The organism is Nonomuraea bangladeshensis (assembly GCF_039529455.1).
Lineage (GTDB): Bacteria > Actinomycetota > Actinomycetes > Streptosporangiales > Streptosporangiaceae > Nonomuraea > Nonomuraea bangladeshensis.
The window spans coordinates 75,305-95,495 of the sequence record NZ_BAAAMV010000018.1 but is presented as its reverse complement, the minus strand read 5'-3'; the positions used below and the strand labels follow the sequence as shown (position 1 = coordinate 95,495).

General features: G+C 71.0%; 19 protein-coding genes and 1 pseudogene. 3 read left to right on the top strand and 17 right to left on the bottom strand.

Translation table 11 applies throughout. The annotated features are described in order from the left end of the window. Positions 1 to 77: 77 nt before the first annotated feature. Positions 78 to 323 carry a hypothetical protein gene (locus tag ABD292_RS44175; RefSeq protein WP_344218523.1) on the bottom strand — a complete coding sequence of 82 codons (246 nt, stop codon included), beginning with the start codon at positions 321 to 323 and terminating at the stop codon, positions 78 to 80. 150 nt (positions 324 to 473) lie between these two features. Between ABD292_RS44175 and ABD292_RS44170 the strand changes: the two genes are divergently transcribed. After that, the gene (locus tag ABD292_RS44170) at positions 474 to 1,010 is read left to right on the top strand and encodes a Uma2 family endonuclease (RefSeq protein WP_344218521.1); all 537 of its coding nucleotides are present in this window, start codon (positions 474 to 476) and stop codon (positions 1,008 to 1,010) included. A gap of 14 nt (positions 1,011 to 1,024) precedes the next feature. After that, positions 1,025 to 1,417: pseudogene (locus tag ABD292_RS44165) on the top strand (Uma2 family endonuclease); the annotation flags it as partial. A 220-nt stretch (positions 1,418 to 1,637) separates the two neighbouring features. Here ABD292_RS44165 and ABD292_RS44160 read toward each other — a convergent pair. The 16 genes from ABD292_RS44160 to ABD292_RS44085 all read right to left on the bottom strand — a co-directional run bounded on the left by ABD292_RS44160 (position 1,638) and on the right by ABD292_RS44085 (position 19,075). Then, on the bottom strand, positions 1,638 to 4,193 hold the full coding sequence (locus ABD292_RS44160; protein ID WP_344218519.1) for a phenylalanine--tRNA ligase subunit beta: 2,556 nt from the start codon (positions 4,191 to 4,193) through the stop codon (positions 1,638 to 1,640). Then, a complete protein-coding gene (gene pheS, locus ABD292_RS44155) occupies positions 4,193 to 5,233 on the bottom strand; it encodes a phenylalanine--tRNA ligase subunit alpha (protein WP_344218608.1) in 1,041 nt (346 codons plus the stop codon). The genes ABD292_RS44160 and pheS overlap by 1 nt, the downstream gene beginning before the upstream one ends. Positions 5,234 to 5,374: 141 nt before the next feature. Beyond that, on the bottom strand, positions 5,375 to 6,469 hold the full coding sequence (locus ABD292_RS44150) for a sensor histidine kinase (RefSeq protein ID WP_344218517.1): 1,095 nt from the start codon (positions 6,467 to 6,469) through the stop codon (positions 5,375 to 5,377). 50 nt (positions 6,470 to 6,519) lie between these two features. Further along, the gene (locus ABD292_RS44145; protein ID WP_020547115.1) at positions 6,520 to 7,323 is read right to left on the bottom strand and encodes a TrmH family RNA methyltransferase; all 804 of its coding nucleotides are present in this window, start codon (positions 7,321 to 7,323) and stop codon (positions 6,520 to 6,522) included. Positions 7,324 to 7,465: 142 nt separating this feature from the next. Continuing rightward, positions 7,466 to 7,849 (bottom strand): 50S ribosomal protein L20, encoded by a 384-nt coding sequence (rplT, locus tag ABD292_RS44140; protein ID WP_020547116.1) that lies wholly within the window; start codon positions 7,847 to 7,849, stop codon positions 7,466 to 7,468. 24 nt (positions 7,850 to 7,873) lie between these two features. Further along, positions 7,874 to 8,068 carry a 50S ribosomal protein L35 gene (rpmI, locus tag ABD292_RS44135; RefSeq protein WP_344218514.1) on the bottom strand — a complete coding sequence of 65 codons (195 nt, stop codon included), beginning with the start codon at positions 8,066 to 8,068 and terminating at the stop codon, positions 7,874 to 7,876. 126 nt (positions 8,069 to 8,194) lie between these two features. Continuing rightward, positions 8,195 to 8,764 (bottom strand): translation initiation factor IF-3, encoded by a 570-nt coding sequence (infC, locus tag ABD292_RS44130; protein ID WP_329592416.1) that lies wholly within the window; start codon positions 8,762 to 8,764, stop codon positions 8,195 to 8,197. A 414-nt stretch (positions 8,765 to 9,178) separates the two neighbouring features. Further along, the gene (locus ABD292_RS44125) at positions 9,179 to 10,048 is read right to left on the bottom strand and encodes a shikimate dehydrogenase (RefSeq protein WP_344218512.1); all 870 of its coding nucleotides are present in this window, start codon (positions 10,046 to 10,048) and stop codon (positions 9,179 to 9,181) included. A gap of 122 nt (positions 10,049 to 10,170) precedes the next feature. Further along, the gene (gene mltG, locus ABD292_RS44120; protein ID WP_344218510.1) at positions 10,171 to 11,328 is read right to left on the bottom strand and encodes an endolytic transglycosylase MltG; all 1,158 of its coding nucleotides are present in this window, start codon (positions 11,326 to 11,328) and stop codon (positions 10,171 to 10,173) included. A 211-nt stretch (positions 11,329 to 11,539) separates the two neighbouring features. Continuing rightward, the gene (mltG, locus tag ABD292_RS44115) at positions 11,540 to 12,694 is read right to left on the bottom strand and encodes an endolytic transglycosylase MltG (RefSeq protein WP_344218508.1); all 1,155 of its coding nucleotides are present in this window, start codon (positions 12,692 to 12,694) and stop codon (positions 11,540 to 11,542) included. A 649-nt stretch (positions 12,695 to 13,343) separates the two neighbouring features. Further along, entirely contained in the window at positions 13,344 to 13,823 is a 480-nt protein-coding gene (ruvX, locus tag ABD292_RS44110) for a Holliday junction resolvase RuvX (RefSeq protein WP_329574879.1), read from the bottom strand. Between the two features lie 7 nt (positions 13,824 to 13,830). Further along, on the bottom strand, positions 13,831 to 16,503 hold the full coding sequence (gene alaS, locus ABD292_RS44105) for an alanine--tRNA ligase (RefSeq protein WP_344218506.1): 2,673 nt from the start codon (positions 16,501 to 16,503) through the stop codon (positions 13,831 to 13,833). A gap of 59 nt (positions 16,504 to 16,562) precedes the next feature. After that, positions 16,563 to 16,796 carry a hypothetical protein gene (locus ABD292_RS44100; protein ID WP_344218504.1) on the bottom strand — a complete coding sequence of 78 codons (234 nt, stop codon included), beginning with the start codon at positions 16,794 to 16,796 and terminating at the stop codon, positions 16,563 to 16,565. Then, the gene (locus tag ABD292_RS44095) at positions 16,793 to 17,194 is read right to left on the bottom strand and encodes a DUF948 domain-containing protein (RefSeq protein WP_344218502.1); all 402 of its coding nucleotides are present in this window, start codon (positions 17,192 to 17,194) and stop codon (positions 16,793 to 16,795) included. The genes ABD292_RS44100 and ABD292_RS44095 overlap by 4 nt, the downstream gene beginning before the upstream one ends. A gap of 63 nt (positions 17,195 to 17,257) precedes the next feature. Next, positions 17,258 to 18,523 carry a replication-associated recombination protein A gene (locus ABD292_RS44090; protein ID WP_344218604.1) on the bottom strand — a complete coding sequence of 422 codons (1,266 nt, stop codon included), beginning with the start codon at positions 18,521 to 18,523 and terminating at the stop codon, positions 17,258 to 17,260. 69 nt (positions 18,524 to 18,592) lie between these two features. Then, positions 18,593 to 19,075 carry a hypothetical protein gene (locus tag ABD292_RS44085; protein ID WP_344218500.1) on the bottom strand — a complete coding sequence of 161 codons (483 nt, stop codon included), beginning with the start codon at positions 19,073 to 19,075 and terminating at the stop codon, positions 18,593 to 18,595. A 168-nt stretch (positions 19,076 to 19,243) separates the two neighbouring features. On the opposite strand from ABD292_RS44085, the gene ABD292_RS44080 reads away from it, so the two are divergent. After that, entirely contained in the window at positions 19,244 to 20,140 is an 897-nt protein-coding gene (locus ABD292_RS44080) for a peptidylprolyl isomerase (protein WP_344218498.1), read from the top strand. Positions 20,141 to 20,191: the final 51 nt, after the last annotated feature.

The following is a 20,191-nucleotide window of genomic DNA, read 5'->3' as shown; positions in this document are numbered from 1 at the left end:
TCGCCCGCACGCCGGCCGGCGTCTCAGCCTGCCCCGGGCCGACCGGCGTCTCAGCCTGCCCCGGGCCGGCCGGTGTCTCAGCCCGTCTCACGCCACCCGTCGTAACGCTCGGCCAGCTCGTCCAGGCCGGCCAGTGCCGCCTCGTCCAGCCCCTCCCCGAGCCCTTCCGCCACCACGAGCCACTGCGCGTCCTCGGCGTCGTCCTCCCCGGCCAACGTCTCACGCACCACCCGCGGCACCCCGAGCGCCGGATACCACTCCCCCAGCGTCTCGGCCACCTCCTCAGCATCCTCCCGCTCGCCGAACACCAACAACACCGTCATGCGCCCATTGTCCCAGCCGGAAAACCGTGTCCAACCGTTCACCCTGCGTGAGATAGCGTTGGGCCGTGACTACGAACGCGGCGGTGAACCGTTGAGATGACGCCGCCACCTGCACTCCCCGACGGCGCCATTCCGCCACCCCAGAGCTTGGTGGCAGAAGACCTCGACCACCTCCCGGACCTGCCCGCACACACCGAGCTGATCGACGGAAGCCTGGTCTTCCCGAGCGCTGAACGAGACTTCCATCAGTCGGTCGTCTTCCGGCTGCACGTGCAACTGGAGGACTTCCTGCCCGCCGGGCACGAGGTACGGCAGGAGATGAGCGTCAAGCTGGCACCACGGCAGCGCCCCGAGCCGGACCTCATCGTCCTCGGCCCCAAAGCCGTGATCGGCCGGGAGGTCACCTGCTACCTGGCCGACGACGTGGTGCTCGTCGTCGAAGTGGTCTCACCCGACTCCGAGATACGTGACCGCGTACGCAAGCCCGTCCTCTACGCGGAGGCCGGCATCCCGCACTTCTGGCTGATCGAGGAGGTCAACGGCAGGCCCGCCGTCTTCGTCTACGAACTCGACCCCGTGACGAAGTCCTACGTGATCAGCGGAGCTCACCACGACCGCCTGAAGCTCTCCGTACCCTTCGACATCGACATCGACCTGACCACCCTCTACAAGAGCCGCACCCGCTAGGCGCGACCGGACACATGCGCAGACCAGCGCTCCCACCGCCCGAGGGCCTCACCGCCGAAAACCTCGACCACCTCCCGGACCTGCCCGCACACACCGAGCTGATCGACGGAAGCCTGGTCTTCGCGAGCCCGCGAGCCTCCTTCCACATGTGCGTGGTGTCGCTGCTGGAGGGCGAGTTGCGTCGCGCCGCCCCGGAGGAGCACCGCGTCCGGCGGGAGATGAGCGTGATCCTCGATCCCGCCCAGCGGCCCGAGCCGGACGTCTGCGTCGTCCGGGCCGACGCCGTCACGGGCGGGAGGCAGACCTTCTTCCGGGGGCAGGACGTCGTTCTGGTGGTCGAGGTGGTCTCGCCGGAGTCGCGCGTCCGGGATCGCAAGCGCAAGCCGGTGCTCTACGCGGAGGCCGGCATCCCGCACTTCTGGCGGATCGAGGAGCAGGCCCGGCAAGCCGGTCGCCTACGTCTACGAGCTCGACCCCGCGACCGGCCTCTACGCCCTGACCGGCCTGCATCACGACCGGCTGAAGCTCACCGTTCCCTTCGACCTCGACGTGGACCTCGGCGAGGTCGACCGCATGTGAAAGGGCCGGCCCGGCGAAAGCCGGGGCCGGCCCTTCAACCAGCCAGGGTCAGGAGCTGCGGAGCTGGGCGCCGACGCGGTCGGCGGCCAGCGCCACCGCGGCGTCCCTGGCCGCCGTCGTCTCCTCGACCGTCAGCGTACGGTCCGGCGCCCGGAAGCGCATCGTGTAGGCGAGCGACTTGTTGCCCTCGCCCACCTGCTCCCCGGCGTAGACGTCGAACAGCCGGATCGACTCCAGCAGCTCCCCTGCCCCGTCGCGTAGCGCCGCCTCGACGTCGGCCACCGGCGTGAAGTCGGGCACGATCAGCGCGACGTCCTGCGTGGCCACCGGGTAGGCCGACACCGCAGGCGTCTGCACCGGCCCCGGCATGGCCTGCTCCAGCCGCGTCAGCTCCAGCTCCATGGCCGCGGTGCGCGGCGGCAGCCCGTACGCCTCGATGACCCGCGGATGCAGCTCACCGGCGTGCCCCACCAGCGTGTCGCCCACGTAGAGCGCGGCGCACCGGCCGGGGTGCCACGGCTCGTGCTGGTCGGCGCTGATGGACAGCTCCAGCCGGGCCTCCCCGGCGATCAGCCGCGCGGCCTGCACGGCGTCGGCCCAGGACGCCTGGCGTCCCTTGCCCCACCAGCCGGAGCGTTCGAACTCCCCGGTCAGCACCACGGCGACCCGCACCGGCTGGTCGGGCAGCGCCGCCTCGATCGAGGCCAGCTCCTCGGGCGTGGGCCGCCGCTCGACGCCGAGCACCGGCGCGGTCTCGGGCGCGCCGGGCCGCAGCCGGTAGACCGGCCCCGTCTCGAACAGCGCCACGTCGGCGAAGCCGCGCCCGACGTTGCGTACCAGGGTCTTCAGCAGCCCCGGCAGCAGCGTGGTGCGCATGAGCGGCTCGTCCTCCGACAGCGGGTTGGCCAGCCGCATGGCCGCGCGCCGCGCGTCGTCGGCCGGCAGCAGCAGCCGGTCGAAGTCGTCGGGGCTGATGAACGGGTAGCTCAGCACCTCGACGTAGCCGCCCTCGGCCAGCGCCCGCCCGGCCCGGCGGCGCAGCCGCTGCCCCTCGGTGAGCCCGGCCCCGGCGGGGGCGCTGGGCAGCACCGACGGCAGGCTCTCGTAGCCCTCCAGCCGGATGACCTCTTCGGCCAGGTCGTTGGGGTCGGTGAGGTCGGGCCGCCAGGACGGCGGGGTGACGGTGATCATGTCGTCGCCGGTGACGGCCAGCCTGGCCGCCAGCGCGCCGCCGGTCACGACCCCGGTCGGGGCGACGCCGCCCTTGCGCACCGCGGGGTCGTCGCCGTCGGCCATGGTGCAGCCGACCTGCCGCAGCCGGGCGATCACGGTGTCCTTGGAGTAGGGGACGCCGGCCACCCGGCCCGGGTAGCTCGCGGGGATCGCGATCCGCGCGGGCGTGACCTCGACCTCGGCGTGCGTGACCCCGGGCCCGACCTGGGCGCCGCCCAGCTCGGCCAGCATGCGTACGGCCTTCCAGGACGCGACCAGCGGCAGCTCCCTGTCGACGCCGCGCTCGAACCGCTTGGACGCCTCCGACACGAGCCCGTGCCGCCGCGACTCGCGGGAGATGCCGGTGGCGGAGAAGTGGGCGGCCTCGATGACGATGTCGGTCGAGCCCTCGGAGATCTCCGTCTCCAGCCCGCCCATGGTGCCCGCCATCGAGATCGGCCCGGACTGGTCGGTGATGAGGATGTCGTCGGGGTCGAGCTCGCGTACGACGTGGTCGAGGGTCTCCAGCCGCTCGCCCGGCAGGGCCCGGCGTACGACGATCTCGCCCTGCAGCTTGCCCCGGTCGAAGGCGTGCAGCGGCTGCCCGAGCTCCAGCATCAGGTAGTTGGTGACGTCGACGGCCAGCGACACCGGCCGCATGCCGGCGCGCGACAGCCGGGTGCGCATCCACAGCGGGCTCGCGGCGGCCGGGTCGAACCCGGTCACCTCGCGCAGCACGAACCGGTCGCAGGCGGTCGGGTCGGCGATCGAGGCCGGCCACGACGGCTCGTCCGTGGCGGGCACCTCGACGTCGGCGGGGTCGTGGAAGGCCACCCCGAACGCGGTGGCCGCCTCGCGCGCCACGCCGCGGATGGACAGCGCGTAGCCGATGTCGGGGGTGATCTCCAGCTCGATCACGTCGTCGCGCAGGCCGAGCAGCTCGACCACGTCGGCGCCGACCGGCGTGTCGGGCGGCAGCACCATGATGCCGCCGTGCTCGTCGCTCAGCCCGAGCTCGCGCTCGGAGCAGATCATGCCCTCGGACATGCGCCCGTACGTCTTGCGCGCCCCGACCTCGAACCCGCCGGGCAGCACGCCGCCGGGCAGGACGACGGGCACGCGGTCGCCGGCGGCGAAGTTGGTGGCGCCGCAGACGATCTCGCGCGGCGTCGCCTCCCCCACCTCGACCCGGCAGTGCCTGATCGGCTTCTTGAACCCGGTCAGCTCCTCGATCTCCAGCACCTCGCCGACGACGACGTTCTTGACGTCGTGGCCGTGGGAGGTGATGGCCTCGAGCTTGAGCCCGGCCGCGGTGAGCTTGTCGGCCACCTCGTGCGCGGTGACCGCCGGGAGATCGACATACTCCCGCAGCCAGGAGAGCGGGACCTTCATCAGATCTCCATTCCGAACGGGAGCGTGAAGCGCACGTCTCCTTCGACCATGTCACGCATGTCCTCGGCGTTGTGCCGGAACATCAGGGTCCGCTCGATGCCCATGCCGAAGGCGAACCCGGAGTAACGCGAGGGGTCGACGCCGCAGGCGACCAGCACCCGCGGGTTGACCATGCCGCAGCCGCCCCACTCGATCCAGCCCTCCGACTTGCAGGTGCGGCAGGGCGGGTTGCCGGGGACCGCCGAGGCGCCGCGGCAGACGAAGCACTTGAGGTCCATCTCGGCGGACGGCTCGGTGAACGGGAAGTAGTTGGGCCGGAACCGGGTGGTGATGCCCTTGCCGAACATGACCTCGGCGAACCGGTCGAGCGTGCCCTTGAGGTGGGCCATGGTCAGGCCCTCGTCCACGGCCAGGCCCTCGGTCTGGTGGAAGACCGGGGTGTGGGTGGCGTCGAGCTCGTCGGTGCGGAACGTCTTGCCCGGCGAGATGACGTAGACCGGCAGCTCGCGCTGGAGCAGCGCGCGGATCTGCACCGGCGAGGTCTGCGTGCGCAGCACCATGCCGGAGCCGGTCGAGCCGACGAAGAACGTGTCGTGCTCGGAGCGGGCCGGGTGGTCCTGGGCGATGTTGAGCGCGTCGAAGTTGAACCACTCGCCTTCGAGCTCGGGCCCCTCGGCCACCTCGTAGCCCATGGCGACGAACGCGTCGGCGATGCGCTCCTGCAGCGTGGTGAGCGGGTGGCGGGCGCCGCGCGGCCGGCGGTCCCACGGCAGGGTGACGTCGACGGTCTCCTCGACGAGCACCCGCGCGTCGCGCTCGGCCTCCAGCTCGGCCTGGCGCGCGGCCAGCGCCTCGTTGATCGTTCTGCGCGCGCCGCCGACGCGCTTGCCCGCCTCGGCGCGGGCGGCCGGCGGCAGCGCGCCGATCTCGCGGTTGGCCAGGGCGATGGGCGAGCGGTCGCCCGCGTGCGCCAGCCTGGCCTGCTTGAGTGCGTCGAGGCTGTCGGCCGCCTTGATCGCCGCGATGGCGTCGGCCTCCATGCGCGACACCTCGTCGGCATGCAACGGTGTCACCTCGACGGGGTCGTAGTCAGACAAGAGTGAGCTCCGTATCCAGGGCTTGAGCGGAAAAGAGTCTAGTGGGGTCGGCCCACCGGCCCCGAATCCCGCTTGCCGGGCCTGTCAGGCGGACGTCGCGAAATCGGGGGTGCCGGTGGGCACGGTAAATCGGAACTCCGCCCCGCCCTCGGGCGCCCGCTGCACGACGATCGTGCCGCCGTGCGCCTCGACCAGGCCCTTCACGATGAACAGGCCGAGCCCGGTGCCGCCTCGACGGCGGCTGTTGCCGCCGCGCCAGAACTGCCGGAAGACGCGCGGGGCCAGCTCGGGCTCGATGCCCTCGCCCTCATCGCGGACCGACACGGCAACTCCCCATCCGACGGACTCGATCTCCATTGTCACGGTGCCGCGGCCATGGCGCAGCGCGTTTTCCACCAGGTTACTCAGAATCTGGTCAACTTTGTCCTGGTCGAGCCACGTCTCCGGCAGGTCGTCGTGAACGACGAGCCGGAACCGGTCCTCGGGCTCGCCCGCGGCGACCCGCCCGGCGATGATCCGGCGGGCGCGGGCCGGCAGGTCGACGACCTGGCGGCGCACCTCCAGCCGCCCGGACTCGATGCGGGAGACGTCGAGCAGCTCGGTGATGAGCCTGGTGACGCGGTCGGCGTCGTTGTTGACCGTCTCCAGCATGACGAGCTTCTGCTCTTCTGTGAAGCGGCTCCACTTGGCCAGCAGGGTCGCGGTGAACCCCTTGACGCTGGTCAGCGGCGAGCGCAGCTCGTGGGCGACGGTCGAGACCAGGTCGGCGCGGCTGCGCTCCAGCCGGGCGCGGGCGCCGCCGTCGCGCAGCGTGATCGCGACGCGCTCGACCTCGCCGCCGCGCTCCGGCTCGCGGACCAGCCGGGCGGTGACGTAGAGCTCCTGCCCGCCGGGCAGGTGCAGCGGCCGCTCCGGCACCCGGACGCGGCTGCGCAGCCCGCCCTCGGGGTCGAGCGCCTTCCACCAGTCGCGCCCGTCGTGGTCGCGGAAGGGGAACACGTCGTTCATGTGGCAGCCGACCGCGCGCTCCATGCGGACGCCGGTGAGCCTCGCGGCGGCGCGGTTGACGGCCAGCACCCTGCCATATCGGTCGGCCACGATGAGGCCGTCGGGAAGGTCGTCGATGGCTATCGTGCACGCGGCGGCCACTACTTGCCCGTCGGTTTCTGCGCCGTGCACGACCTCGCCTCCTCCGCCTACAACGCCGACAATAGCGGGTTTCCGGCCGCCTAGGGCACTCGCTGAGCCCTGGCGGAGGAGTAAAGGCATACCGCCGCGGCGGTGGCCAGGTTGAGACTTTCAGCCTGTCCGTAGATGGGCACTCTGACCACATCATCCGCTTCGGCGCGTATCTCCTCCGGCAGTCCCCAGGCCTCGTTGCCGAAGATCCACGCGGTGGGACCCGACAGATCGACGTCGTCGAGCGTGTGCTTGCCCGCGCCGTCGGCCGCCAGTACGCGCAAGCCTCGCTCCTTGAGTTGACGCACGGAGGGACTCACCGGTGCACCGATGACGACGGGCAGATGAAAAAGGCTTCCGGCGCTGGCGCGTACGCACTTGCCGTTGTACGGGTCCACGGAGGCGTCGGTGAACACCACCGCGTCCGCCCCCGCGGCGTCGGCCGCCCGCATGACGGTCCCGGCGTTGCCCGGGTCGCGTACGTGGGCCAGCACCGCGACCAGCCGCGGCGTGCCCTCCAGCGCCCGCTCCAGCGGCACGTGCACGAGCCGGCAGACCGCGACCAGGCCCTGCGGGGTGACGGTCTGGGTGAGCTCGGCCATGACCTCGCCGCTCGCCCGGTGCACCGGCACGCCCTGGAGCGTGGCCTCGGTGATCAGCTCGGCGTGGCGCAGCTCGGCCTCGGCCGTGGTGAACAGCTCCAGGGTGACGTCCGCCAGCCGCAGCGCCTCGCGCACCGCCTGGGGGCCCTCGGCCAGGAACTTGCGGTCCTGATCACGGAAGGCGCGCTTGGTGAGCCGGCGCGCGGCCTTCACCCGCGGCGACTTCACGTTGGTCAGCTCGGACCCGGCCATGCGTCTCCCCCTGGGTCGTACAGGTACGGCGTCGTCTCGCGCGCGCACCCCATTCGTGCACTGCAGCAATCGTGCACGTGCAGCATTCGTGCGGGTACAGCAAAGGGCCCACCGTCAACGGTGGGCCCTCGTCACAAAATGTTCAGCTCGCGGCCGGCGCGTTCACGTTCGCCGGCAGCGCCTTCTTGGCGGCCTCGACGAGCGTCGCGAAAGTCTGGCCGTCGTTCACCGCCAGGTCGGCGAGGATCTTACGGTCAACCTCGATGCCGGCCAGGCGCAGACCCTGGATCAGGCGGTTGTACGTCATGCCGTTCTGCCTAGCCGCGGCGTTGATCCGCTGGATCCACAGGCGGCGGAAAGCGCCCTTGCGGTCCTTGCGGTCACGGTAGGCATAGGTCATCGAGTGGAGCATCTGCTCCTTGGCCTTGCGGTACAGCCTCGACCGCTGGCCACGGTAGCCGCTGGCCCTCTCAAGGACGACCCTGCGCTTCTTCTTGGCGTTGAGCGCCCGCTTCACGCGTGCCATGTTTCTTCTCCCCGGGGAATCGCGCTACTTGCCGAGCAGCTTCTTGATCTTCTTGGTGTCGGCGTCGGAAAGGACGACCTCGTTCTTGAGACGGCGCGTCAGCGTGGACGACTTCCACTCGTTGTAGTGCGCGCGGTTGGCACGGCGACGCTTGATCTTGCCGGAACCGGTCAACCGGAACCGCTTCTTCGCACCACTGTGCGTCTTCATCTTCGGCATGTCGCCGTCTCTCCTCGTTTCGGTCGTGCCGGTAGCCGGGCCGGTGGTCGGCCGACCCGGTCGCGGCGTCTTTCGTCTGCCGGCGGCTGGCGCGGGGCGCTCTGTAAGGCTAACCCCTACCGGAGGTCACGCTTCCTGTGGGGAATCGTCCTCGCCGTCACGCTGTGCCTTGGCCGCCGCCTTCTCGGCCTTGGCCTCGGCCTTCTTCTTGTGCGGACCGATCACCATGATCATGTTGCGGCCGTCCTGCTTGGCGTGGGACTCCACGAAGCCGAGCTCCTGGACGTCGTCGGCCAGCCGCTGCAGCAGCCGGAAGCCGAGCTCCGGCCGGGACTGCTCGCGTCCGCGGAACATGATCGTGACTTTGACCTTGTCCCCCGCCTTGAGGAACCGCACCACGTGACCCTTCTTGGTCTCGTAGTCGTGCGGGTCGATCTTCGGCCGGAGCTTGATCTCCTTGATGATCGTGTGCGCCTGATTCTTGCGCGCCTCGCGCGCCTTCATCGCGGACTCGTACTTGAACTTGCCGTAGTCCATGAGCTTGCACACGGGCGGTCGAGCCGTGGCCGCGACCTCGACGAGGTCAAGGTCGGCTTCCTGGGCGAGCTTCAGGGCGTCGTGAATCGAGACGATGCCAACCTGCTCGCCGTTCGGGCCCACGAGGCGAACCTCGGGAACTCGGATACGCTCGTTGATGCGGGGCTCAGTGCTGATGGGGCCTCCTAGGTTTGCGATCCCTACGTGCTCGTCGTGCCCAAGGCCCTTCGCATTACCCCTAACGCGAAAAACCCCGCACGTCGCGCATGCGGGGCCACTGAGCTCTTTGGCTTTCGTGGCCTCGAGCTCCCCGGAGTAGTCCGGCGTGATCCTGGACCCGGCCACCTTTCGGTGACTCAGGTGGGAGGGAGACCTCCGCTTGCGCGTCCAGCAAACATGCCGGACCGATCAGAGAGCTACATTACCACAACAGCCAGGGACGCTCGAATCTTCCCGCCGGCTCACCAGAATCCCGGCCGTCAGGCCGACGACCCCTTCCGCCCGTCAGGCCAGGGCTGCCTCCAGCCGCCAGGCCGAAGGATTTCGGCCGTCGGACCGGGGCACCTCGGGCCGTCAGGCCGGGGCCGTGGCGGCCCGTCTGCGGATCTCGGCCTCGCCGGCCGCGCGCATGGCCTCCACCGGCACGTCCGCGCGCCCGGTCATCAGCTCGACCTGCCGCACCGCCTGGTGCAGCAGCATCGCGAAGCCGCCCACGACCGTGCCGCCCGCCGCCGCGACGGCCGCGGCCGCCCTGGTCGGCCAGGGCGAGTAGACCACGTCGAACAGCGCGGGCACCCGGGCCAGCCGGTCGGCGAAGACGTCGGCCGCGCCGCCAGGCAGCGTCGAGACGACCAGGTCGGCCCCGGTGAACACGTCGAGCTTGTCGAGCGTCTCCACGGCCAGCGCCATGCCCAGCCGCTCGGCCACCTCGGCGGTCCCGGCCGCGCGGGCCGGCTCGCGGACCAGGAGGGTGGCGGCGTGCAGGCCGAGGTCGCGCAGCGCCACGAGCGTGGAGGCCGCCGTCGCGCCGCCGCCCAGCACGACGGCCGAGCGCGGAGCGTGGACGCCGGCCTCGGCCAGCGCCCGCACGATGCCGTACACGTCGGTGTTGTCGCCGTGGCGGCGCCCGTCACGGAACACCACCGTGTTGGCCCCGCCGACCTCGACGGCCAGCTCTGAGACGGTGTCGAGCAGCGGCAGCACGGCCCGCTTGAGCGGCATCGTGAGCGACAGCCCGGCCCAGGCGCCCTCGTCGGCGCCCTCATCGGCGCGGCCCTGCCCGCGCACCGGGGTCAGCTCGCCCAGCAGCTCCGGCAGGCGGGCCTCGTCGCACTCGAACGCCTCATAGCTCCATCCGGCCAGCCCCATCTCGCGGTAGGCGGCGCGGTGCAGGAACGGCGAGAGCGAATGGGCGATGGGCGACCCCATGACGGCGGCGCGCATCCGCGGCTCCTTCCCCTGACGAACAGCACGACCCTATCGCGGGCCGCGCCGCTCCTCGTACGACGCCGCCCACCTGCGATTCGTCGTCGCAGGTGGGCGGGGTCGGCGGGCGGGAGGGCGGGTCAGCCGCCGCAGCCGCCGTTCGCGGTGCACTCGGCGAGCAGCGCCTGCCGCTCGGTCTCGGTGGTGGCGAACTTGGTGACCGAGCTCTTGGGGTCGGTGGCCACGAAGAACAGCCACGAGCCCTTGGCGGGGTTGAGCGCGGCCTCGATGGCGTGGTCGCCGGGGTTGGAGATCGGGCCCGGCGGCAGCCCCAGGTGCTTGTAGGTGTTGTACGGGGAGTTGGTCTCCAGCTCGGCGTGGGTCGCGTAGGTGCGGTACTTGCCGAGCGCGTACATCACCGTGCTGTCCATCGACAGCTTCATCGGCGGATTCTGGCCGAGGCGGTTGTAGATGACGCGGGCGATCTTCGGCATGTCCTCGGCGCGGCCGGCCTCGGCCTGGATGATGCTGGCGATGACCATGATCTCGTGCGGCTTGCGGCCGAGGGCCTTGGCGCCGCCTTCGAGGTCGATGCGCTCGGCGGTCTGGTTGAACCGCTTGACCATCTGCGCGAGCATCTGCTTCGGCGTGGCCGTGGGCTGGAACTCGTAGGTGGCGGGGAAGGCGTAGCCCTCCAGCTTGCCCCTGGCGTACGACGGCAGCTCCAGGTCGTCGGCCTGCTTGGCCGCGGCCTGGAACTCCTTGACCGGCTTGCCGGTCTCCTTGGCCAGCGTGGCCAGCGTGTCCGACAGCCGCAGACCCTCCTTGAGCGGCACCCTGACCAGCAGCTTGTTGGTGGGCGTGAGCGCGTCGACAGCGGCGGCGGCCGACATCTTCTTGCGCATCTTGTACGTGCCGGGCTGCAGCGAGCCGCTCTTGTTGGCGTTGCCGATCGCGTTGGTGAACGCCCTGGCGCTGGCGACGACCCCCTGCTTCTCCAGCTCCTGCGCCACCTCCGACGCGCTCTGGCCGTCCTGGATCTCGATGACGACCTCTCCGGTGCCCTGACCGGTGTAGTCGTCGGGCACGAGAGCGTCGCTGAGCCAGAGGTAGCCGTAGTAGCCGCCGCCACCGATGATGCCGGCCAGCACGACGAAGGCGAGCAGCGGCGCGATGAATCCACCCCGGTTACGACGGCGGCGGCGTCTCCGGTTGCCGCGGCCGCCCCGGGCGCGCCGTCGGGACTGACCTTCGTCGTCCTCGGCGCCGAGCAGCGTGTTCAGATCGAGATCGCTCATAGGTTCGCAGGCCAATCTCCCGGTACGGCCGGCCAGGCGTCAAGCGGAAGTGCCCAACCGGCACAGCTCACCGAGCGGAACTGGGGGGCCCGCCGATCATGTTCCCACGACCAGCGGAGATCACTCTGGGTAGCCATGCTAGAGGACGGAAAGAGGACATGCGTCCCCTTCTGCGACATTTGCGCGGGAGCGCAGGAAGCCACGTCGAACATCAGCTCGTCCCGAGGTTCTTGTTCAACTCTTCCCGGTATCTCACGAACTCGCTCTCTTTGTTGGTGAATTTGGTGATTCTATGCGCCGGATCTGTCGTCACAAACCAGTGCCAATCGCCGTCCGCCGGGTTCAGAGCCGCCACCAGCGCCTTGGCGCCGGGATTGGCGATGGGGCCGGGAGGCAGCCCCTTGCGACGGTAGGTGTTGTACGGAGAGTCGACCTTGGTGTCCTTCTCGGTCACTCTCAGCGTCCGCCGCTTCTGCGCGTACAGGACGGTGCTGTCGATCTCCAGCGGGGTGCCCCGCTGGAGCCGGTTGTAGATCACTCTAGCGATCTTGGGGTAGTCGGCGTCGGTGCCGCCCTCGGCCTGGATCATGCTGGCCACCGTGACCGCCTCCAGCGGCGTCAGGTGCACACGGGCGGCCTGCTCGGCCAGGCGGAGCCGGCGCGCCTCGGCGCCGAAACGCTCCACCATCGCCGCCAGCACGTCCACGGGGGTGTCGCCGGGCTCGATCTCGTACGTGGCCGGGAACAGGAATCCCTCCAGGCCGGGCGCGTACGACGGCAGGCCGACCAGCCCCTTGTCCACCGCCAGGAACTCGCGGAGCGACAGGCCCGTCTGCTTGGCCAGGCGGGCCAGCACCTCGCTCACCCGCATGCCCTCCGGCACGGTCACCCGCTTGACGACCCGTGAGCCGGCGTCGAGCAGCAGGTCCAGCGCCGCCGTCGCGGCCATGCCCTTGCGCAGGCGGTAGGTGCCGGGACGCAGCCGTCCGGTCACCGCGCGGTCCTCGGTCGCGCGTACGAACGACCCCGCGCTCGCCACCACCCCGGCGTCGGCCAGGGCCACGCCGATCGCCTGGGCGCTGGAGCCGGGCGGGATGCGGACCGTCACCGAGCCCTCGCCCCTGCCCTCGAAGTCGGCGGGGCTGAGATAAGGCTTGACCACCACGATGACGCCGACACCAGCCGCGATCAACGCCACCGCCAGCCCGGCGGCCACCAGCCCCGCCTTCCGCGCGGCCCTCCGCCGCCCGCTCTTCCCGGCTTCAGCCGCCGCCCCGCCACCCTGGTCGCCGGACACAGCCCCCGCGCTCTCGTGGCCGGCGGACACAGCCCCCGCGCTCTCGTGGCCGGCGGACCCGAGGTCCACACCCCGGCCCTCAGCCGCGGGACCCTCGCTCACCTCGGCTGATTCCGGCCTCGCACCCGCGCCCCCGAGCGCTGGTCCATCGGCCGCGCCATCGCCCAGCCCGCGGGAGGCCTGTCCCGTGGAGGTCTGTCCGGTGGAGGCAGAGCCCTCGCTCAGGTCGGCGGGCGCCGCGGCATCACCCTGGCTTCCGGATGCGCCGGCGGCCTCTCCCGTCGCGTGGGCAGGCCCACTCACGCCGCCACGCCGAGCAGCCGAAGCCACCCCGACCGGCCCATGACGACCCGACCCGTCACCGGCGCCCCCGACCGGCCCATCACGATCCGAGCCGTCACCGGCCGCCCCGACCGGCCCATCACGATCCGACCCGTCACCCGCCACGCCGACCGGTCCGTCGCCGGCCGCCCCGGCCTGGCCGTCGTGCGGCTCCTCCGTCGGCTCGTCGATGGGGGCCGTTTTCGAAGATGCGGCGTCCGTCGCGTCGTCGGTGGCCGGCCTGAGGCCGTCATCTCCCACGACCTCATCCTCGGAATCGAACGGGATGAGGTCACCGCTGTCGTCCTGCTCCTCGGGCAGGCGGCCGTCCGGTGTCTCGTTCACGGCGTCACCGCCCCGGCGCCCGCCGCGCTCCCCCGCCCCGTGCGCCCCCGGCTCATTGGGCAGGTCCGTCGGCCGCCGCGGGCGGTTCGACGGGCCTGCCTGGTGGTCTGTCGGTGGCGCGTTCGGAGTCGAGCGCGTCCTGCAGCAGCACGACGGCCGCCGCCTGGTCGACGACGCCCCGCTGCTTCTTGGCCTTGACGCCGCTGGCCCGCAGGCCGTGCTGGGCGGCGACCGTGGTCAGCCGCTCGTCGAACAACCGGACGGGCGTCGGCGCGAGCCGGGCGGCGAGCCGCTCGGCGTAGGCGCGGGCCAGCTCCGCCGCCTGCCCCTCGCGCCCGGACAGCGACCGGGGCAGCCCCACGACGACCTCGATCGCCTCGTGCTCGGCGACGATCGCCGCGATGCGGTCGAGGTCGCCCTTGCCACGCCGGACGGTCTCGACCGGCGTGGCCAGCATCCCCGAAGGATCGCTGCGGGCCACGCCGACCCGCACGGAGCCGACGTCCACGCCGATCCGTGAACCGAACCTCATCTCAGCGTCAGCCGAGCTGACCCGCGATGGCCTCATCGACCAGGCGCAACGCCTCGCCGATCGCCTCCGGTCGCGTGCCACCGCCCTGCGCGACATCGTCCTTGCCGCCACCGCCACCCCCAAGCGCCTTGGCGGCGACGCCGACCAGCTGCCCGGCCTTGAGCCCCCGCTCGCGCCCCGCCTCGTTGACCGCGGCAACCACCACAGGCCGGTCGGAGGGGACACCGGCGATCACGACGACCGCCGGCCTGTCGGACGGGAACCTGCCACGCACATCAAGCGCGAGCTTACGCAGATCATCCGAGCCCGTGCCATCAGGCGCGCGGTGTGTCACGACGGAGACGCCGCGCTGGTCACGGGCCTGCGCCACCAGCTCGCCCGCCACCGCGAGCACCTGCGCCGAACGCAGCCGCTCCAGCTCCTTCTCGGCCGTGCGCAGCCGGGTGACGATGCCGTCGATGCGCTCGGGCAGCTCCTCGCGGCGCGCCTTGAGCTGCTCGCTGAGCTGGTGCACCAGCACGCTCTCGCGGGCCAGGAAACGGAAGGCGTCGATGCCGACCAGCGCCTCGACCCGTCGCACGCCCGCGCCGACCGACTGCTCGCCGAGCACCTTGACCAGGCCGAGCTGCCCGGAGCTGTGGACGTGGGTGCCGCCGCACAGCTCGCGCGAGTAGTCGCCGATCTCGACCACGCGGACCTCGTCGCCGTATTTCTCGCCGAACATGGCGAGCGCGCCCATCGCCCGCGCCTCCGCCTGGGAGGTGTAGAAGGCGTTGACCTTGAGGTCGTTGATGAGCACGGCGTTGACCTCGTCCTCGACGTCGCGCAGCACGCTCGGCGGCACGGCGCCGGCCGCGGTGAAGTCGAAGCGGAAGCGGCCGGGCGAGTTCTCCGAGCCGGCCTGCGCCGCCGTCTCGCCGAGCGCGTTCTTGAAACCGCGGTGGACGAGGTGGGTGGCGCTGTGGCTGCGCGAGATCGCGCGGCGGCGTTCGAGGTCGATCTCCGCCTGCGCCTCGTCGCCGACCTTGAGCTCGCCGCTGCGGACCTTGCCACGGTGGACGATGAGCCCGGAGAGCGGCTGCTGCACGTCGGTGATCTCGACCTCGGCGCCGCCGGTGCGGATGACGCCCTGGTCGGCGAGTTGGCCGCCGCCCTCGGCGTAGAACGGGGTGCGCGCGAGCACGACCTCGACCGTGCTGCCCGCGCCCGCCGCCGGGACGGACGCGCCGTCGATCAGGATGCCGACGACGCTGGTGTCGGCCTCGGTGTGGTCGTAGCCGAGGAACTCGACCTTGCCCGCCGCCTCCAGCATCTGGCCGAACACCGAGATGTCGGCGTTGCCGGTCTTCTTCGCCGCGGCGTCGGCCTTGGCCCGCTGCCGCTGCTCCTTCATGAGCCGGCGGAAGCCCTCCTCGTCGACCTTGAGCCCCTGCTCGGCCGCCATCTCCAGGGTGAGGTCGATCGGGAAGCCGTAGGTGTCGTGGAGCTGGAACGCCTGCTGGCCGGACAGCGTGCTGCCGGACTTGCGCTTGGTCTCCTCGACGGCCACGTCGAAGATCGCGGTGCCGGTGCGGAGCGTGCCGAGGAAGCTCGCCTCCTCGGCGTCGATGACCGCGTGGATCTGCGGCGCGTCGACCTTGAGCTCGGGGTACTGCTCGCCCATGACGTTGATCGCGACGTCGGTGAGCTCGTGCATGTAGCGCTCGTCGCCGGAGCCGAGCAGGCGCAGGTTGCGCACGGAGCGGCGCAGGATGCGGCGCAGGACGTAGCCGCGGCCCTCGTTGCCGGGCAGGACGCCGTCGGCGACCAGCATGGTGCCGGTGCGCACGTGGTCGGCGACCACCCGCAGGCTCACGTCGGAGCGGCGGTCACGGCCGTAGCGGGTCTTGGTGAGCTCGGCCGCCTTGTCGAGGATCTTGTAGGTGGTGTCGATCTCGTAGATGTTGTCGACGCCCTGCAGGATCGCCGCCATGCGCTCCAGGCCCATGCCGGTGTCGATGTTCTTGGTCGGCAGCTCGCCCGCGATGTCGAAGTCGACCTTGGTGCGGACCGCGCTCAGCTGGTACTGCATGAAGACGAGGTTCCAGACCTCGAGGTAGCGGTCCTCGTCGGCGACGGGGCCGCCCTCCTTGCCGTACTCGGCGCCGCGGTCGTAGTAGATCTCCGAGCAGGGGCCGCCGGGGCCGGGGACGCCCATGTGCCAGTAGTTGTCCTCCAGGCCGCGGCGCTGGATGCGGTGCTCGGGCAGGCCGACCTTGTTGCGCCAGATGTCGTACGCCTCGTCGTCCTCGAGGTAGACCGTCGCCCACAGCTTGTCCTCGGGGAAGCCGAAGCCGCCGTCGGACTCGGAGCGGGTCAGCAGCTCCCAGGCGAACGGGATCACCTCGGCCTTGAAGTAGTCGCCGAAGGAGAAGTTGCCGAGCATCTGGAAGAACGTCGCGTGCCTGGTGGTCTTGCCGACCTCTTCGATGTCGGGCGTGCGGACGCACTTCTGGGCGGTGGCCAGCCGGGACGCCGGAGGCTTGCGCTGCCCCAGGAAGTACGGCTTGAACGGCGCCATACCGGCCGGAACCAGGAGAAGCGTGGGGTCCTCTGCGATCAGGCTGGCCGAGGGCACTATCTTGTGCCCACGCTCCTCGAAGAAGCGCAGGAAGCGGCGCGCGATCTCTGCCGACTCCATGGTGGCCATCCTTTGCGTTAGTCGTCGTGTCGTATCGAACGAATTGTCAGCGGTCGGTGTCAGCGGGGGGTGTCTTCAGCCTGGTCGAGCCCGAGGCGTGCCCGCAACTCGGTTTCGCGCACCGCGGCCTCGCCGAGCGCGTCCGAGGTAAAGTCTCTCACCCGCTGGAGCATGCCCGCCGCCCCGGCGGCCGTGCGGCGGGCGACGTGGTCGGGGTGCAGCGCCTGCAGCCGGCGCATCACCCAGAAGGCGAGGAACGCGCCGAGCGACAGGTAGAACAGCCTGCGGATCATTTGACCCGCCCCGGCCGGGCGCCGTTGACCGGCCGGCCGCGCCGGACCGGCCGGCGGGCCTCGATGGCCCGGCGCACGCCGTAGCCCAGTGAGGACACCTTGATCAGCGGGCCGGTGAACATGGTGTCGGTGACCGCGCTCAGCCGGGCGGCGTGGCCGCTGACCTGCTTGACGTCCTTGGCGATGGCCTCGACGGCCATGAGCTGCCTGTTGGTCTCGTTGACGGTGAGGCTGACGTCGTCGAGCAGCGGCGTGAGGCGGTTGTTGAGCTCGGTGACCGCCTTGGTGGTCTCCTTGAGCAGCCGGGCGAGCTTGACGAGCACCATGGCCAGCACGCAGACCAGGACGACCCAGCCGGTGGCGGCGATCAGACCGGCGACCTCTCCGGCGGTTAGCATCCGCTCATCTCCCTTGTGTGCTGGGCAGGAACGGCACGACCCTATCGCGTCCCGCTGACAACATCAGTGAGGACCGCGAGGCGTGAGGGGGCCACCGCGCAGGAACTCGCGGATCTTGGCCCAGCGCTCGGCGACCGGAGCCTCGGCGCCGTGCCGGGTGGGCTCGTAGTAGCGGCGCTCGCGCACCTGCTCGGGCGCGTAGTCCTGGCGGACGAGCCCGTGGTCGAAGTCGTGCGGGTATTTGTAGCCCTCGCCGTGACCGAGCTTGGCCGCTCCGCCGTAGTGGGCGTCGCGCAGATGGCCGGGCACCTGGCCGATCAGCCCCTTGCGCACGTCGCCGATCGCGGCCCCGATGGCCTTGACGACCGCGTTGGACTTGGGAGCCAGCGCGCAGTGGATGACCGCGTGCGCCAGATTGATCTGCCCCTCGGGCAGGCCGATGAGCTGGACGGCCTGCGCGGCGGCCACGGCGGTCTGCAGGCAGGTGGGGTCGGCCATGCCGACGTCCTCGCTGGCGAAGATGACGATGCGGCGGGCGATGAAGCGGGGGTCCTCGCCGGCCTCGATCATCCGGGCGAGGTAGTGGAGCGCGGCGTCGGCGTCGGAGCCGCGCATCGACTTGATGAAGGCGCTGATCACGTCGTAGTGCTGGTCGCCCTGCCGGTCGTAGCGCACCGCGGCCTTGTCGACGGCCTTCTCGACGACCTCGACGGTGATGTCCTCGGCCAGCAGCGCGGCCGCCTCCAGGTAGGTGAGCGAGCGCCTCGCGTCGCCGCCCGCGAGCCGTACGAGGTGCTCCAGCGCCTCGGGGGCGAGCCGGTGGCGCCCGCCGAGCCCGCGCGGCTCGGCCACCGCCCGCTCCAGGACGGCGCGAATGTCGTCGTCGGACAGCGATTCCAGGGTGAGCAGGAGCGAGCGCGACAGCAGCGGCGAGATGACCGAGAAGTACGGGTTCTCGGTGGTGGCGCCGATGAAGGTGACCCAGCGGTTCTCCACGGCGGGCAGCAGGGCGTCCTGCTGGGCCTTGTTGAAGCGGTGGACCTCGTCCACGAACAGCACGGTCTGGCGGCCGGTCATGCCCAGCTCGCGGCGGGCGTTGTCGATGGCCGCGCGGACGTCCTTGACCCCGGCGGAGACGGCGGAGATCTCCACGAAGCGGCGCTGGGTGACGTTGGAGACGACGTAGGCGAGCGTGGTCTTGCCGGTGCCGGGCGGCCCCCACAGGAACAGCGACATGGGGGCCTCGCTCTCGACCAGGCGGCGCAGCGGGGTGCCGGAGCCGAGCAGGTGGCGCTGGCCGATCACCTCGTCGAGCGTGCGCGGGCGCATGCGCACCGCCAGGGGCTGCGGGGTGGCGTCCTCGGCCGCCGAATCGAACAGGCTGTCCACAAAGCGAGATTACAGGCCCCAAACAGCCCTCGCGCCCGAGTCCCCTGCCAGGAAGCAGAAGTAGCCCGCCACGGCGGCCAGCACGACCGTGAGCCCGGACAGGACCAGCGAGACGGGGCGGCCGAAGCGGTCGCGGCCGACGGAGTCGCGGGCCGGGCGGGTGGCGTGCACCAGCAGCAGCGTGACGGCGGCCAGGCCCGACGCCGACAGCAGCAGCGGGCCGGCGAAGCTCTCGTGCGTGGCGATGGCCCGGCCGAGCTCACCCTCCGCGGTGGCGAAGCGGGCCTCCTTCAGCCGCTCGCCGCTCTCCTTGGCCGCGAACACGGACGCGGGGCCGGCCAGGGAGAGCAGGATCGCGGCCCAGGCGACGTACGTGCGCCACCGCGGCACCAGCGCGTAGACCGCCGCCACGGCGGCGAGCAGCGGCATCAGCACGACGGCGAAGTGGATGACGAGCGCGTGGGCCGGCAGGCCCAGGATCTGGTCGAACATGACGGCTCCTTTGTGCTCTTTTCAACTACGTTCGGGAGCACGATAAGGTTCGCCGCCCCATCCGTCGCATGTCACGGCTTTTGCCACTTACATCCGGCACATACCGAGGGCCGGTAGCATGCGCGGAGTTGTTTGGTCATGTGTCGGCAAAGATGAAGGAGACATGCGGTGAGCGGCGAAGACCGCAAGAGCGACCTCGCGCGGGAGCACAAGGAGCGGCAGGAGAAGCGCGCGGCGGCCGAGGGCTCCTCCAAGGCGAAGCGGAACGCCTTCATCGGCGCGGGCGTGGCTGTGGTGGTGGTGGCCGGCGGCATCTTCGCCGCGACCACGCTGAGAGGCGGCGACGGGCCGGACCCCGCCGCGGCGGAGAGCTCGGCCTCCGCGTCGGCGTCGGCATCGCCTTCGGCGTCGCTGCCGATCGCGCCGACGACGACCGCGGCGGCGGGGCCGGTGACGTGCACGTACAAGCGTGACGACTCCGTCCCGAACAAGTTCGTGGGCCTGCCCGGCAAGAAGCCGAACATGAAGTTGAAGAAGATGACGATCAACTTCAACCGCGGCAAGGTCGTCGTCGACCTGATGACCGAGGCGGCCCCGTGCACGGTCAACGCGCTCAGCTTCCTCAACAAGAAGCACTTCTACGACAACATGAAGTGCCACCGGCTGGTCACCACGGACGTCTCCGGCGTGCACCTGCTGCAGTGCGGCGACCCGCAGGCCAAGGCCGACGGCAAGAACCCGACCGACGGCCAGGGCACCGCGGGCTTCGTCTACGGCGACGAGAACGTCGAGATCCCGCCGGCCAAGGGCGTGGTCTTCATGTCCCAGCCGGGCGACTCGGCGGGCCAGAACAACAGCCAGTTCGTCTTCTCGCTGTCGGACGAGAACACGCAGCTCGGCGGGGGCTTCTCCACCGTCGGCGTGGTCAGCGAGGGCCTGGACATGCTGGTCGGCCTGGCCAAGGACGGCTCGGACCTCATCGTGAACGAGGCCGACATCACGGGCGACGGCGGCACCACCGCCCCCAAGAAGCCGGTCATCATCAAGAGCATCACGTTCTCCTGACCCGCGCGCGCAAGAAGCCGGCAGGGCGCCCGCCCCGCCGGCTTCTCTCAT